At 62.1% G+C, this 15,365-nt stretch carries 15 protein-coding genes; 2 read left to right on the forward strand and 13 right to left on the reverse strand.

Annotated elements, in window-relative coordinates; all coding sequences use genetic code 11:
• The first annotated feature begins 1 nt into the window (after position 1).
• The gene (locus tag AC1RRC_RS29705) at positions 2-583 is read left to right on the forward strand and encodes a type II secretion system protein N (RefSeq protein WP_493059313.1); all 582 of its coding nucleotides are present in this window, start codon (positions 2-4) and stop codon (positions 581-583) included.
• Between the two features lie 125 nt (positions 584-708).
• Here the strand turns inward: AC1RRC_RS29705 and AC1RRC_RS29710 are convergent, their stop codons facing one another.
• The 10 genes from AC1RRC_RS29710 to AC1RRC_RS29755 all read right to left on the reverse strand — a co-directional run bounded on the left by AC1RRC_RS29710 (position 709) and on the right by AC1RRC_RS29755 (position 10,676).
• Positions 709-897, reverse strand: coding sequence for a hypothetical protein (locus AC1RRC_RS29710; RefSeq protein ID WP_493059315.1), 189 nt, complete (start codon positions 895-897; stop codon positions 709-711).
• Between the two features lie 17 nt (positions 898-914).
• A complete protein-coding gene (gene hslU, locus AC1RRC_RS29715; RefSeq protein ID WP_493059317.1) occupies positions 915-2,246 on the reverse strand; it encodes an ATP-dependent protease ATPase subunit HslU in 1,332 nt (443 codons plus the stop codon).
• Positions 2,243-2,791: an ATP-dependent protease subunit HslV gene (hslV, locus tag AC1RRC_RS29720; protein WP_493059319.1), complete on the reverse strand. Its 549-nt coding sequence runs from the start codon at positions 2,789-2,791 to the stop codon at positions 2,243-2,245. The genes hslU and hslV overlap by 4 nt, the downstream gene beginning before the upstream one ends.
• Before the next feature lie 112 nt (positions 2,792-2,903).
• Entirely contained in the window at positions 2,904-4,325 is a 1,422-nt protein-coding gene (locus tag AC1RRC_RS29725) for an STAS domain-containing protein (protein WP_493059321.1), read from the reverse strand.
• Between the two features lie 158 nt (positions 4,326-4,483).
• Positions 4,484-4,927, reverse strand: coding sequence for an RNA polymerase-binding protein DksA (gene dksA, locus AC1RRC_RS29730; RefSeq protein WP_493059323.1), 444 nt, complete (start codon positions 4,925-4,927; stop codon positions 4,484-4,486).
• Between the two features lie 112 nt (positions 4,928-5,039).
• Positions 5,040-6,107, reverse strand: a complete 1,068-nt coding sequence (locus tag AC1RRC_RS29735; protein ID WP_493059325.1) for a CobW family GTP-binding protein — start codon at positions 6,105-6,107, stop codon at positions 5,040-5,042.
• Positions 6,108-6,185: 78 nt separating this feature from the next.
• Entirely contained in the window at positions 6,186-7,118 is a 933-nt protein-coding gene (locus tag AC1RRC_RS29740; RefSeq protein WP_493059326.1) for a tyrosine recombinase XerC, read from the reverse strand.
• Between the two features lie 5 nt (positions 7,119-7,123).
• Positions 7,124-7,807: a DUF484 family protein gene (locus AC1RRC_RS29745; protein ID WP_493059328.1), complete on the reverse strand. Its 684-nt coding sequence runs from the start codon at positions 7,805-7,807 to the stop codon at positions 7,124-7,126.
• 260 nt (positions 7,808-8,067) lie between these two features.
• Positions 8,068-9,363, reverse strand: coding sequence for a porin (locus AC1RRC_RS29750; RefSeq protein WP_493059330.1), 1,296 nt, complete (start codon positions 9,361-9,363; stop codon positions 8,068-8,070).
• A gap of 200 nt (positions 9,364-9,563) precedes the next feature.
• Positions 9,564-10,676: a porin gene (locus AC1RRC_RS29755; RefSeq protein ID WP_493059331.1), complete on the reverse strand. Its 1,113-nt coding sequence runs from the start codon at positions 10,674-10,676 to the stop codon at positions 9,564-9,566.
• A gap of 495 nt (positions 10,677-11,171) precedes the next feature.
• On the opposite strand from AC1RRC_RS29755, the gene AC1RRC_RS29760 reads away from it, so the two are divergent.
• Entirely contained in the window at positions 11,172-12,662 is a 1,491-nt protein-coding gene (locus AC1RRC_RS29760) for a tetratricopeptide repeat protein (RefSeq protein ID WP_493059332.1), read from the forward strand.
• Between the two features lie 29 nt (positions 12,663-12,691).
• On the opposite strand, the gene dapF is transcribed toward AC1RRC_RS29760, so the two are convergent.
• Genes dapF through AC1RRC_RS29775 form a run of 3 tightly spaced genes read right to left on the reverse strand, consistent with a single transcriptional unit; the run spans position 12,692 to position 15,299 of the window.
• Entirely contained in the window at positions 12,692-13,555 is an 864-nt protein-coding gene (dapF, locus tag AC1RRC_RS29765) for a diaminopimelate epimerase (RefSeq protein ID WP_493059333.1), read from the reverse strand.
• Complete coding sequence (locus AC1RRC_RS29770) at positions 13,555-14,457, reverse strand: LpxL/LpxP family acyltransferase (protein WP_493059334.1); 903 nt, start codon at positions 14,455-14,457, stop codon at positions 13,555-13,557. Before AC1RRC_RS29770 ends, dapF begins: the two co-directional genes overlap by 1 nt.
• Positions 14,454-15,299, reverse strand: coding sequence for a lysophospholipid acyltransferase family protein (locus AC1RRC_RS29775; RefSeq protein WP_493059335.1), 846 nt, complete (start codon positions 15,297-15,299; stop codon positions 14,454-14,456). The genes AC1RRC_RS29770 and AC1RRC_RS29775 overlap by 4 nt, the downstream gene beginning before the upstream one ends.
• Positions 15,300-15,365 lie beyond the last annotated feature (66 nt).

Consider the following 15,365-nt stretch of genomic DNA (forward strand, 5'->3'; position numbering starts at 1 on the left):
TATGAAACGTTTGCCTGTACCTGTGACTGTCGCCACCTTTGGCGCCATTGCCGCCCTGTCGGCCTCGATGGCTTACTGGGGCATGCAGCTGTTCAAAGAGCAGCAGCGCCCGATTGCCGCGGTGGTGCACCAGGCGCCGCCGGAGCCGCCGATCGACGCGGCCAAGGGCTTGTTTGGCGGCGATATCGCGGTAGCCGTGGCCAGCAATTTCCAGCTGAAAGGCGTGGTGGCCGCGCTCAATGGCCGCCACAGCGTGGCCATCATTGCCGCCGACGGCCAGCCGCCGAAAGCGTATCCGATCGGTTCGGAAGTGGCGCCGGGCGTGAAAGTGCAGGAAGTGGCGCCGCGCCACGTGGTGCTCAGTGAAGGGGGCGTGCCGAAGCGGATCGACTTGCCGGCCGATGCACCGCCGTCGGGCGGTGGATCCGCCGCCATGCTGCCGCCGCTGCCATCGCCAGGCGCCGGCGCCGCGCCCGTGATGCAGCCGGCGCCACCGCAGCCGATGCCGGCGCCGCAAAACATGCCGCCCCCACCATCGCCGATGACCGGCGGCGGCGCGATGCCGCCACCGCCACGCCAATAAGCCGCATGTCACTCCCTGGGGTCTGACCCCAAATGTGACAAAAGTGGACATCCTGGCTTGGGAAATGTCCACTTTTGTCATAAACGGGGTCTGACCCCAAGGGGTGACACTGCGTACTGAGCTGGTTATTCCTCGGGCTTGTGCGGATCAGTTTTTTTCAGCGCCACCTTGGCGGCCTGGCGCTGCGCCGACTGGCTTTTACCATGCGGCCCGGCTGAGCGGTTTTTGGCCAGCGTCGCATAGGGATTGCGGGGTTTGGCGGGCGTGACGCGGAATTGCATTTTTTGCCGCGTCGCCAGTGCTTTATTGGCCATGCCCGCCGCTCCTCCGTTTACAGCACGTAACGCGACAAGTCTTCGTTGACCGCCAGCGCATCGAGGCGGGCGTTGACGTAGGCCGCATCGATGGTCAGCGTCTTGTCGGACGTTTCAGTGGCCGAGTACGAGATTTCTTCCAGCAGCTTTTCCATCACCGTGTACAGACGGCGCGCGCCGATGTTTTCCGTGCGCTCGTTGACCTGGTGCGCGATTTCCGCCAGCCGCGTTATCCCCTCCGGCAGGAATTGCAGGGCAATGTCTTCCGTCGCCAGCAAGGCTTCGTATTGCTTGGTCAGGCAGGCATCGGTGCTGGTCAGGATGCGCTCGAAGTCGGCGATCGACAGCGATTCCAGTTCCACGCGGATCGGGAAGCGGCCTTGCAATTCCGGGATCAGGTCCGACGGCTTGGCCAGGTGGAACGCGCCCGAGGCGATGAACAGGATGTGGTCGGTGCGGATCATGCCGTACTTGGTGTTGACGGTGGTGCCTTCCACCAGCGGCAGCAAGTCGCGCTGCACGCCGGCGCGCGACACGTCGGCGCCGCCCATTTCGGAGCGGGTCGCGATCTTGTCGATCTCGTCCAGGAACACGATGCCGTTTTGCTCGACATTCTGGATCGCCTTTTGCTTCATCTCGTCTTCGTTAACCAGCTTGGCGGCTTCCTCATCCAGCAAGACCTTCATGGCTTCCTTGATCTTGATCTTGCGCGACTTCTTGCGGGCGCCGCCCATACCGGAAAACATCGACTTGATTTGTTCCGTCATTTCTTCCATGCCGGGCGGCGCCATGATCTCCATCTGCGGCATGCTGTCGGCCAGTTCAATCTCGATTTCCTTGTCATCGAGTTCGCCCTGGCGCAGGCGCTTGCGGAACGTCTGGCGCGTGGTGTCGGGCTTTTCTTCCGCCGCGCTTTGCGCGAAACCGAAATCGCGCGGTGGCGGCAGCAGGATGTCCAGCACGCGGTCTTCCGCGGCGTCTTCCGCTCTGGCCCGCACTTTCGCCATTTCCGCCTGGCGCGTCTGCTTGATGCCGATATCGATCAAGTCGCGGATGATGGTGTCGACGTCGCGGCCGACGTAGCCCACTTCGGTGAACTTGGTGGCTTCCACCTTGATGAACGGCGCGTCGGCCAGCTTGGCCAGGCGGCGCGCGATCTCGGTTTTACCGACGCCGGTCGGGCCGATCATCAAGATGTTTTTCGGCGTGATTTCATGGCGCAGGGGCTCGGCCACCTGCTGGCGGCGCCAGCGGTTGCGCAGGGCAATGGCGACCGCGCGCTTGGCCTTGGCTTGGCCAACCACGTGTTTATCGAGTTCGCCGACGATTTCTTGTGGGGTCATGTTCATGCTGCGGCTCCGTCCAGCGTTTCAATGATGTGCGACAGATTGGTATAGATGCACAGTTCGCCGGCGATGGTCAGCGATTTCTTCACGATGTCCGCCGGGCTCAGGTCGGTGTTTTCCTGCAGCGCCTTGGCGGCGGACTGGGCGTAGGTGCCGCCGGAACCGATGGCGCCGATGCCGTCTTCCGGTTCCAGCACGTCGCCATTGCCGGTGATCACCAGCGTCGATTGCGCGTCGGCCACCAGCAGCATGGCTTCCAGGCGGCGCAGCACGCGGTCGGTGCGCCAGTCCTTGGCCAGTTCGACGGAAGCGCGCAGCAGGTTGCCCTGGTGTTTTTCCAGCTTCGCTTCGAAGCGGTCGAGCAGGGTGAAGGCGTCGGCGGTGCCGCCGGCAAAGCCGCACAGGACTTTGCCCTGGTACAGCTTGCGCACTTTGCGCGCGGTACCCTTCATGACGATATTGCCCAGCGTAACCTGGCCGTCACCGCCTAATGCAACCTGGTTGCCGCGGCGCACGCACAGGATGGTGGTGCCGTGAAATTGTTCCATTGTAGACCTCAAAGTAAGGGCGCACGATGTTCGAGTCGAATTGCGCGCCAGCCGACCAAATGGGGTTCAAGCAAGAAATTGCAAGGTACTTAAGGAAGCACAACAACGGGGTTCAATACTTGTGGGCGAAAATGCGTCCCAGTCCAGTGTAGCCCAAGAGCCGCATCAGCGCCGCCACCAGGTGGTTGACTTCGCGGAATTCCACGCGGCGCGGGCCAAGGTGTGGCGCCGCATCTTGCGGCGGGTCGGATGCCTGGCCGGATGCCGGGTCCGGGGTGGTCTCGGGGGCTATCTCCGGCGGCGCCTGCACCATCGCCTGCACATGCGACAGCAACTGGCCGGCGGCCGCGAACTCCATGCGCGCCAGGTGGCTGCAATCGAACACCAGCGCGTGGTATTGCGCGCCATAGGCCGTGATGGCGGCCAGCAGCGGCGCCATATCGCCGTCGATCACCGGCGGCAGCATGAAGCGGTCGGACGGGGCCGCGACCCGCTGGCGCGCCGCCGTCTCCACCTTGTACGGGGCGGTGAAGGAGGGCGGCGACACTTCGAAGGTCACGCAGTAATCCATGCTGGTTTCTTCGAATTCCTTTTCGCGGTTCAGCAATTGCAGCAATTCCAGCAACAGCAGCCAGGTGGCGGCGCCGTCTTCCTTGCGGCCGACACAGGTGCATGCGCGCAGCAGTTTCACCAGTTCGTCCGCCGCCACCACGATCAATTCACGCCGGGCCGCGACCAGCGCCTGCAAGTGTTCCAGCAGCACCGCGCAGCCCGCATCGTCGCAGGCGGCAATGCGGCTGAAATCGAGCCGCAGCAGCGGGGCATCCCCGGCCTGCGTGCGCCATTGCCATAACGGCGCCGCGCTGCGCGCATCGAGCGTGGCGGCAAACACGTGGCTCGGTGTGACGCCGCTGTAGACCGGCGGCGCCTCGGCCTCGGCCGGTCGCATGTCGCGCCAGGGCGGCGGCGAGGTTTCAAAGGTGCTGGCGTAATCGATCGACAGGTTGTCGAACGCGTCTTGCTGTCCGGTGGCCTGGTACAGGTCGAACAGCAGCCACCATGGCGTGCGGTCCTGTTGCGGGCCGGCGCCGTCGGCCATCGTGTCGGCAATCGCGCCGGCCAGCAGGTGGCCGGCCACGTCGGCCTGGCCATTGGCGTACAGGATCGCGCTTTCATCGATGACGGGCGCGGTGGCGGCGCTGGGCGCCGGGGCCGGCATTTCATCGTCGGCCAGCAGCAAGGTGGTGGGAGCGTCCAGCAGCGGCAGGGTGACGGGATTGTCCGCATCGGCCGCCGTCTCGGGCAAGCGCGGGCGGGGTGGCGGCGCCCAGGCCGGTTCCGCATCGTTGAAGATGTCGGCTTCCATCGCCGCTTCAATGGCGTCGATCTTCAGGGCCGTGGCGCGCGCGATATCGCGCTGCAGCTTCGCATGGGCTTGCCTTTGCATTTCACTGTCGGCAGCCAGGCGTGCGGCAGCCTCGTCGGTGCCGGCGGCGTTGTCCTTGCCTTTCTTGAACAATGAAAAGATACCCACAGCACTCCTCACTTAGTGCCTGATAGTGTAGCCCAGGAGCAAGCTGTGCTGTGTCTTGCTGTACGCAGAAATAAAAAAAGCATGCGGTTTGCATGCTTTTTTTGTGAGTATGCCCCTGTCCGGCGCGATGCCGGCAATCGGCGGGGCTGTGGCGGCGTTCAGTCGCCGTACAGCTTTTGCTTCAGTTCGCGGCGCTGCTGCGCTTCCAGCGACAAGGTAGCGGTCGGGCGTGCGATCAGGCGGGGAATGCCAATCGGCTCGCCCGTTTCTTCGCAATAGCCATACTCGTTATTGTCGATGGCCACGATGGACTGTTGCACTTTTTTCAGCAGTTTGCGTTCGCGGTCGCGGGTACGCAGTTCCAGTGCATGCTCTTCCTCGATGGTCGCGCGGTCAGCCGGATCCGGCACCAGCACGGTTTCGCGCAAGTGTTCGGTCGTTTCGCCGGCATTCTTCAGCAACTCTTTCTCCAATGCCTGCAACTTGGCCTTGAAGAACGCCATTTGCGCCGGATTCATATAATCGGCGTCGCTCATCTTCAGAATTTCTTCGTCGGTGAGGATACGTTCTTCGGCGGCAGGGGTTTTATTAGTTTTAGTCATCACTTCGCTTACCTTCGATACGACAAGTTTTCAAATTTCAGTTGATGCGGCCTTGCCAACAACTGTACCGGCACGTTATTTGCTAACCGGCACCCCACAAAACCCGGTTAGTTTATACCAAACATTGTTCCAAACCGCGAACAAATACGTCTTTCGGTAGATTTTTGCCAATAAACACCATTTTGCTGCCACGAGTGTCGTTTGGACCCCATTTTGCGCCCAGGTCGCTGCCCATAATTTGGTGCACACCCTGGAAAACCACCTTACGTTCAGCCCCATCCATGAACAATACGCCTTTGTAGCGCAACATGCGAGGACCGTACACGTTGATCAAGCCACCCAGGAATTCATCGAGCTTGGCGCTATCGAACGGACGTTCGCTCTTGAAGACAAATGCTGCGATCTCGTCAGTATGGTGCGAATGGTGATGGTCGTGCGCATGATTGCAATGTTCGTCATGTTCATGGCCGTGATCGTGGCCGCAGTGCGCGTGGTCATGCTCATGTTCATGTTCATGCTCTTCGGCCGCCAGGAAATCCGGATCGATTTCCAGCTTTTCATTCAGGTTGAAGCCTTTCAGATCCAGCACTTCCTTGATGTCGACCTTGCCGAAGTCGGAGCGCGTGATCGGGGCGCGGGGATTGATGCGCTTGATCCGGGCCACCAGCGCGTCCACCTCGGCTGGCTGCACCAGGTCGGTCTTGGACAGCAGCAGCTTGTCGGCAAAGCCGACCTGGCGCTGGGCTTCTTCATTGTCGTCCAGTTGCTGCATCGCATGGCGGGCATCGACCACGGTCACCACCGCGTCCAGCATATAGGATGCGCCGACTTTTTCATCGACGAAGAAGGTTTGCGCCACCGGACCGGGATTGGCCAGGCCGGTGGTTTCAATCACCACGCGGTCGAAGGCAATTTCACCGGCGGCGCGCTTGGACGCCAGGCTGTCCAGGGCGACGATCAAATCGCCGCGCACCGTGCAGCAAATGCAGCCATTGTTCATTTCAACGATCTGCTCTTTGCTGTCTTGGACCAGGATTTCGTTATCGATGTTTTCCTGGCCGAATTCGTTCTCGATGACGGCGATTTTCATGCCGTGGTTTTCTTGCAGGATACGGTTCAACAGCGTGGTTTTGCCTGCGCCGAGGAAACCCGTGAGGATGGTGGTCGGGATGAGAGTCATGGTCGTCAGCGTGCCGGTAAGGTTAAAAGCCCGCCAGGCGGGCCCGGGAATCGGGGGATTATGCCGGAATTTTCAAAACTATTTCAGTTTGGCCCGTGGATGGGCGGTATCGTAGACCTTGGACAGGTGCTGGAAATCCAGCGCGGTATACACCTGGGTGGACGTGATGCTGGCGTGGCCCAGCATATCCTGCACGGCGCGCAAGTCGCCCGACGATTGCAGCACGTGCGAGGCAAACGAGTGGCGCAGCATGTGCGGGTGCACATTGGCCGGGGTGCCGGCCTTGAGCCCGTGGGCTTTCAGCCGCAATTGCACCACCCGGGGCGAAATCCGCGTGCCCCGCGTGCTGACGAACAGGGCGCTGGAGCCATCGGTCGGCGCGGGGCGCACCGCCAGCCAGGCGGCAATGGCGCCGAGCGCGGCGCGGCCGACCGGCACGCGGCGCTGCTTGTTGCCCTTGCCGGTGACGATGACTTCCGCATTGTCCGCTTCCAGCCAGCCCAGCGAGCCTTTGACGGGCACCGCGTCGAGTCCGGCCAGCTCCGACACCCGCAAGCCGCTGGAATACAGCAATTCAAACATGGCGCGGTTGCAGAGGTCGGCGGCTTCGTCGCCGGCGGCGGCGGTGCGGGCGGGCGCCGAGACCAGATGCACCGCGTCATCGACCGACAGCGCTTTTGGCAGCGGCTTGCCGCGCTTGGGGGCGCGCACCCCGTCGACCGGATTGGCTGCCAGTTCGGTGTGATCGGCCAGCCACGTGTAAAAACCGCGCCAGCCGGACAGTTTGCGGGCAATCGAGCGCGGATCGAGGTCTTTTGAGTGCAATTGCGCGGCGTAACGGCGCACATCGACCTGCGTGAGCGCCGGCCATGGCTTGTCGCCGGACAGGGCCAGCAGTTCGATCAGGTCGCGCCGGTAGGCGTCCAGCGTGTGGGGCGACAGCTGGCGTTGCGTGCGCAGGCTCTCCAGGTAGGCATCCAGCCATCCTTCCTTGCCGGGCACGCCGTCCATGTGGCTTACGCCAGCAGCGGCGCCAGCGCGGTGCCGGCGGTCTCGCCAATGTGCACCAGGAAATCGGTGGCCATCAGTGATGTGAAGCGCTCGGAATCCGGCGAGCCCAGGATCAGCAAGCCAAAGGTTTCCGCCTTGGCGCCGGCCTTGGTCCCCGGCTTGCGCAGCGGGATGATGACGGTGGACTGGATCGCATCGGCGTCGTCGAGCCAGCGCACGGCTTCGAAATCGTTGTTGCTGCCGCAATACGGCGCTTGCAGGCTGTTGGCGAAAATACGGGCATCGTCGGAGACGCCGCTGGTGTACCAGCCATTGGCAAACGCGGGCGCCACATGCCACAGGCGCAGGGTGACTTGCGGCACATGGAAATTCGATTTCAGGCTGTCGACCAGCACGCGCGGCATGACGGCGTCGTCTTGCACTTGCAGCAATGCCTGGGTCCAGCCGTGGAAGCGATTGGCAATGGCGGCGTTTTCATTGGCATGGCGTACCAGTTCAGCCATGCGCAATTCCAGCGCTTTATATTTGTCGCGCATGACTTCCATCTGGCGCTCTTGCAGCGAGACAGCGCGTCCAGTCAGCGGACTGGACAGTTTAAATTCACCCAGCAAACTGGCATGTTCTTCAAAGAAATGCGGATGGTCGGTCAGGTATTGGGCTACTGCGGCGGAATCCAGGGTGGTGATCATCTTCTTACAAGTCGGAAATCTGGGCGAAAGTACATTCTAACCGAGGCGTGCCGGACGAGCGGAGACAAAAAAGGCGCTCCGGCATTTTTGAAGCCGGAGCGCCTGGAGGCAGCGCACCGCGGGTGGCGGCGCGCCGTCGGGAAGTCGGCGGGCCAGGGCGGCCCGCCAGCAGGAAGATTTACCTATGGGTGCCGGGCCTTCAGGCCGGGCATCCACATTTTAAGCAATGGGGGCCGGGCTTTCAGGCCGGGCACCTCATCTTAGAAGCGGTGACGCATGCCGATCTGCACGCCCTTGCTGGACATGCCAGGCTTGGCCGTGAAGCCGCCCGAAGCGCTGGCCGCGCCAATCGCATACTGGCCATCGTTTTCATTCTTGATGTACGCGCCGACCAGGTACACGTCGGTACGCTTGGACATGTTGTAGTCATAGCCGATACCGAACTGGGTCGCGTCGCTGGCGTCGGCGCGCTTGTCATCCTGGCGCACCACGGACGCCATCACGCGGCCTTCGCCCATCTTGTAGTGGAAACCGGCCTGGTAGCTGATCGCATCCAGGTTGAAATTGCGTTTCAGCGCGGCAGTGGTCTGCGCCGACAGGATCGGGCCCAGCACGGTGCCGAAGCTGGCAAAGGTTGGCGCCAGCGTATCCATCGCGAAACGGATGATCACGGAATTCGGGTTTTGTTGCTTGTGGGTGCCCAGGAACAGTTTCCATGGGCCGGTGCTGTACGAACCGGCCAGGGTGGTGGTCACCAGGCCTTTGGCGCCGACCTGGTCGGTGCCGTAGTTGTGGCCCAGGCCCACGTCCCAGCCATTGGCCACGTAGCGCACGTTGGCGCCCCAGTTGCGCTTGTCCATGCCGACGTAGCCGGACTTTTCAAAGCCGTACATCGCCGCGGCCTTGAAGCCGGACGGGGTTTCAATGCGGTACTGGACCGCTTTGTCGGAACGGATCGTGACGCCGGCCGTCAGCAGGCCGCCGGTGCCGCCCACGATGCCGCCCCAGCCGGCTGCCGTGCCCGATTCAAACACGTCGCCCGCCGCCAGTACTTCATAGCCTGGCGTGTACATGCGGCCCAGCAGGACGGCGCCCACCGGGGTGACCAGGCCGACCATCGAGGTGCGGTCGAACAGCGCGTTGTTGATGTTGACGTTCACGGCCGGGTTCAGCGCGGCCTGTACGCCGGCCAGCAGCTTGGCGGCCGTGGCGGCGCCACCCGCGGCGGCCGGGATGGTGTAGTTCAAGCCTTCGGTCAGGGCCACGGTCTGGTTGCTGGACAGGTTACCGGCTTGCTGCTTGCCGTTGTCCAATTCAACCCGGGCTTCCAGGTTGAAGATGGCTTTGAAGCCACCGCCCATGTCTTCCGTGCCACGGAAGCCGAGGCGGGAGCCATCGGCGATACCGCTGACCAGTTTGGTCTTGGAGTCGCCACCGCCGTTATTGACATACATGATGCCGGCGTCGGCAATACCGTAAATGACCACGGACGATTGCGCCATGGCAGGTGCGGCGAAAACGGCGGCAATACCAGCTGCGAGTAACTTGGCCTTCATTAGTGTCTCCGATGAGTAATTTTTTTGTAGGTGAAATAGTACGTGTGTGCTAATTCTTGCTGGCTAGGATGACATTGATCGAGCGCGTTGTACAGGAAGCCATGTGGCTCGAACGGACATGGTTGCAAAAAGGACACAGCAGTCCAAATAAAAAGCCCCGGAACCAGTCCGGGGCTTGCAGGCTGATGGTGTGAAACCGATCAGAAGTTGTGGTGGATACCCGCCGAGTAATGGTTTTGCGTCATGTTGACCGTCGACGCTGCCGTGGTTGGCAGTTTTTTGTTCGACAGGTCCAGATAGACATACGTGCGTGGCGACAGGTTGTATTCATAGCCGATCGACGCCTGCTTGGTTTTTGCCACCAGTTCCGGATCTTTCTGGCCATAGCCCAGCAACAGCTTGCCCGGGCCCATCGTGTAGTTCAAGCCCAGCACCCAGGAATTCATTTCCGAGTTGGGCCGGCCGGCCGCGATGAAATGTTCCAGGTCTTGCTTGTTATACGTCGCCATCAGTTTCAGCGCAGGCAGCGGGCGGACATAAGCGGCAACCTGGTACAGCTTGGCTTCGGTGGCATTGCGTTCGGTGGCCAGCAAGACCGAATACTGTGGTGCGGAACCCGGCGCCGAGTAGGTGGCGCTGACCGAATACGGATACGCCGATCCCATGGCGCCCGCCGCGTATTGTGGCGCCGCCGCGGTGCCACGGCCGACAATGGCGGCGCCTGGGCCACCATTGTTTTCCCGGGTGCCCCAGGTGACGTTCAGCTGGAAGCCGTTGTAGTTCGGCGTGTTGTAGAACACGGCGTTGGAAAAGCGGTTGCCCGAATTGGCCGCCAGGCCCAGCGGATCACTGCCGCTGCCGGCCAGCGATGTGCGGTAGCCGCCGACTTGCAGGTCGGTCTGGTAGCCGGCCACGTTGGGCAAGCCGCTCCATGGTTCAAACGCCACGGTCGATTCCTGCAGCGCGGTCAGGCCACGGCCCAGGCGCACGGTGCCGAAGTCACCCTGCAGGCCAACGCGGCTCTGGCCCTGGAACAGCGGGCGGGTCACGCCTTCAATCGTGCCGGTGTCCGGCTCCAGGCGGATTTCCAGGTGGAACAACGCTTTCAGGCCGTTGCCCAGGTCTTCCGTGCCACGGAAACCGAGTTTGTTGTTGTCACGCTTGCCGATGGTGGTCGGGCTGGAAACGCCGGGCGTGGTATTGGTTGTTTTGGCAAAGCCTGCATCCAGGGTGCCGTAAATAATGACCGACGACTGCGCCTGCGCTCCGGAAAATGCCCCTAACAAGGCCAGGGCCACCAATGATTTTTTCATTTGCTGTTCCTTTTATAAGAATCGTTCGACAATCAAAAGCGTAAAGTGCAGTGAATACGGCGCACAGATGGCCTAAACCTTAATTGCCAGCGACGAATTCACGCGAAAGATTGGTCGATTATGACGGTGAGTATTGGTTGAAAGCCAAAGATGCATGGCTTTCTGTTGTATTTTTGTAACGTCAGCCATTGTCCACGATTGCTGATGTTTTATCCATATGTCCTTTCGGTTTGTAAATACGTAGTAGTACAGAGTAACTGCCGGAAGGTAATGGAATATTTGAGCAATATCAAATACTTACGTGATTCTTACAGCACTGTTGTATGACGCATTAACACCACTTTACGTCACTTGGGAGTAGTGCCGATTAGTTGAAATGTGGCAAGATTAGTAAATGCGCCTGGACGCAGGGATTTTATTTTGCGGCTTAACGCAGCGTTTTCTTGAATGAATCATATTAATAGTGGAACGATGGCAAATCGTGAAGAACTAGGAATGATCCGAGGGGCGCGCGCCGGCGATGCCGAATGCCAGCTGGCATTAGGCAAGCTTTACTTGTTTGGCGGCGTCAGCCTTCCGCAAAGCGCGCCGACCGCGCTGCATTGGCTGCACCGTGCCGCCTTGCAGGGCCGCGACGAGGCCTGGCGCCTGATTGGCCGGCACGTTGGCGTGGAACATGCGCGCCGCAGCCCCGGGGTGTTGCCCTGGTATGAGCGGGCCTGGGATGCGGGCGTGACACAAGCCGGCCTGGTGCTGGCGCAACTGGTCTTGCCGGCGCCGGACGCGGTCAGCGCGCCCCTGCGCAGCAAGGCCATGGCGGCGCTGGAAAGCGCGGCCCGCGCCGGGTTGCCGGACGCGGTACGGTTGCTGGCGCAACAGCGCCACCCTGCGCGCCCGGCCGGTATGGCGCCGCCGCTGCCGTCGCCCGCCGTGGCCGGGAGCGAAGACGACGCCGGCCATACCGCGCTGGCGCAAGCCTGGGACAAGCTGCCGCGTGTGCTGTTCCTGGTGCAGGCATTGCCGCTGGTGCGGCAACTGGTGCAAGATGCGCCGCAAGATGCCGAGGCGGCCCGCGCATGCGGCTGGCAGCCAATGCCGGATCAGGTGCTGTTGCTGGCGCGCTGCGCCCAGGCCATGGCGGAATCCGATGACGCCGGCGACGCGGAACGCCAGGCCGAGCGCCAGCGTTACTGCGAACTGGCCGCGTTTGGCGGCGACCGTGGCGCGCAACTGGCGCTGGGATTGTGGTTTGCGCGCATGACCTGTGATGGCGCCCGCGTGTCCGATGGCATTGCGGCGGCGAATTTCAAGCGCGCCATCCGCTGGCTGACGCAAGCCGGGGAACAGGGGCTGGCTGACGCCTGGTTTGCCCTGTCGCGCATTTATATCAAACCGGAATTTTCACAGCGCAGTGTGGCCGAAGCGCAGGCGTGCCTGGAGCGCGCAGCCGGCATGGGGCACAGCGCCGCTCAGCTCGAGTGTGGCATCCATGCCTGGCGCTCCCGCCGTGGCGATGAACAAAATGACGTGCGCGCCGCGTATTGGCTGCAACAAGCCGCCGCCCAGGGGGCGAAAGAAGCGGAAGCCGCGTTGTTGCGGATTGCGCCGGAAGCGCCGGACGCGGCCGAATGGACCGCCGGCTTGCCGGAACTGCGCGACTGGCAGCATAGCTTGCCGCTGCTGGCGGCCCGCATCGAACTGGCGCAGTTATTCAGCCTGACACGGGCCGAAGCGCTGTTGCTTGATATCGGCGCGGCTGACCAGGGGCACTGTCTGGTGGTCGATATCCGCGCCAGCTATGGCCGCAGCAAGCGCCGCCTGGTGCTGGTGCGGACTGCCCAGCAGCGCCAGGCGCTGGACCGGATGGTGCGGTTGTTCGAGCCCGTCGATTGCAGCATGGACGGACCGGAAGGCAATTACCGCCAGCGCCTGTACCGCCTGAAGACCTTGCAAGCGCTGGACGACGACGGACTGGCGGTGGCCTGAGCGGCGCCGTGGCCGCAAGGCGGGTTGGTTTAAATGTCGATTTCGCCTTCGAACACGGTGACTGCGGGACCTGTCAGCCAGACGGGCTGGCCTTCGCCGTCCCAGGCGATCGACAACTGGCCGCCGCGCGCATCGACGCGCACCGGCGAATCGAGCAAGCCACGGCGGATGCCGGCCACCACGGCCGCGCAGGTGCCGGTGCCGCACGCCAGCGTCTCGCCCACGCCCCGCTCGAATACGCGCAGGCGTACGTGCTGGCGGTCCACGACCTGCATGAAGCCGGCGTTGACGCGGCGCGGGAAGCGCGGGTGGTTTTCAATCAGCGGGCCGTTCAGCTCGACCGGCGCGGTGTCAACGTCCGGCACGATTTGCACCGCATGCGGATTGCCCATCGAAACCACCGACACCAGCACGGTTTCCTTGTTGCCGCCCAGTTCCAGGGTCAGCGGCCACAGCGTGTCGCGGCCTTCCGCGACACCGCTCAAGCCTTCCGCATCGAACGGCACCCGGGCCGGTTCGAGGATCGGGGCGCCCATGTCGACCGTGATGGCGCCATTGTCTTCCAGGCGCGGTGCAATCACGCCCGCCATGGTTTCCACGGTAATGCTCTTTTTGTCCGTTAAGCCTTTTTCCACCACGAATTTCACGAAGGCGCGCGACCCATTGCCGCACTGCTCCACTTCGCCGCCATCGCTGTTAAAGATGCGGTAGCGGAAATCGCAGTCGGGGCGGGTGGATTTTTCCACCACCAGCATCTGGTCGGCGCCCACGCCAAAGCGGCGGTCGCCCAGGTGTTGCCATTGCGCGGGCGTGAAATCGATTTGCTGGTTGATGGCGTCGATCACGACAAAGTCATTGCCGGCGCCGTGCATTTTGGTGAACTTCAGTTTCATTAATTTTTTCCTGTATAAAGCGACGCTTCGCCGTTGGGGCGGGTCTTGAACCGCTTATGCGTCCAGAAATACTCTGCCGGCGCCTCGCGCACGCGGTCCTCGATAAAGGCATTCATGCGGCGCGTGGCTTCCACCATGTCAGGGCCTGGGTAATTCTGCCACGGTGCATAAAATTGTACTTGCCAGCCCTGGTAATCGGGCAGGAAGGTGCTGATGACGGGCATCACTTGCGCACCCGTGGTGGCGGCAATCCGGGCGGTGGCCGTCAGGGTGGCGCACGGGACGCCGAAGAAGGGCACGAATTCCGCATCCTTTTCGCCGAAATCCATGTCCGGCAACATGAAGTAGGGCAGTTTTTCTTTCAGCGCCCGCAGGATGGGCTTGATGCCGTCGTGGCGCGTAAACAGTTTGACGGGCTGGAAGCGCCCGCGGCCATCGCGCAGCACCTGGTCGAAGACCTTGTTCTTTTGCTGCACATACATGGACGACGCCGACATTTCCATCGCGACCGTGGCGCCGGCCACGTCCAGGCACACGAAATGGGGGCACAGCAAGATCGTCGGCTGGGCGGCAATCGCCGCCACCGGGACGCCATTGGTGTCCGGATGCGGGCCGTCAAAGGCCACCACCTTGATCAGGCGCTTCAGGCGCCGCTGCGGCGCCCACCACAAAATGCCGCGCTCGAACACGCTGCGCGCATAGCCTTGGAAATGGCGCCGCGCCAGCGCGATACGCTGCTGCTCCGTCAATTCCGGCATGGTCAGCCGCAAGTTCGTCAGCGTGATGTCGCGGCGCGGTTTCATCACCGCGAACAGCAGCGAACCGACCGCCGTGCCAAAGCGGCCCAGCACGGGCAAGGGCAGCCAGTGCAGCAGCCACATGAATCCCAATAAGATCCTCATGCCGCCTCCTGCTTCGCGGCCGCGCCGGACGGCACCTTATACCGGTTATAGCTCCAGTAATATTGAGCCGGTGCGCGGGCGATCAGTTTTTCCATCGCGGCATTGATGGCGCGCGCCTGTTGCGCCGAATCGCCTTCCAGGGTGCCGTCGAACGGCACGAAGCGGATCACATAGCCACGGCCGAACGGCAAGCGCTCCGCATAGGTGGCGATGACGACCGCATCCCCCAGCTGCGCCAGCTTGGCGGGCAAGGTCATGGTGTAGGCGGTGCGGCCAAAGAAATCGGCAAACACGCCTTCGCCTTCCTGCGGCACCTGGTCCGGCAAGATGCCGACCGGCGCGCCTTTTTTCAGGAACTTGGCCAGCATGCGCACGCCCGACATGGTCGCCGGCGCCAACAGCAGGTTGGCGCGCGCGCGCGCGCCTTCGATCAGCGGCTTCAGTGCTTCCTTGCGGGGCGGGCGGTACATGACCATCAATTCCTGCCGCAGCGCGATTTCCTGCGCGACAATTTCAAAGCAGCCCAGGTGGGGCGTCAGGAAGACAATGCCGCGTCCCGCGTCCAATGTACTTTGTACCAATTGCCAGTTTTCCACTGTGGCGTGGCGCGACACTTTTTCAGGCGAGGCGCACCAGATGAACGGCAGTTCGGCTATGCTTTTTCCTGACTCGGCAATGGCGCTGCCCAAGTGTTGTTCAAAGCCGGCCTGGCGCATGTTCTGTTTCATGCGGCGGCGGTACGATGGCGACAACAGGTAAACCAGCCAGCCCAGGACAGCGCCCAATGCATGCAATACCGGCAAAGGAAAGTGGGAAAAGAAGCGGAAGATGGAAACAAGCATGGATCGTTCGGTGCAGCAAGCGCTTTTGCCCTGCCAAAATTTTCAAAGAAGCGTAAAATACCACGT

The organism is Pseudoduganella sp. GW821-FHT12E03 (genome assembly GCF_058807115.1).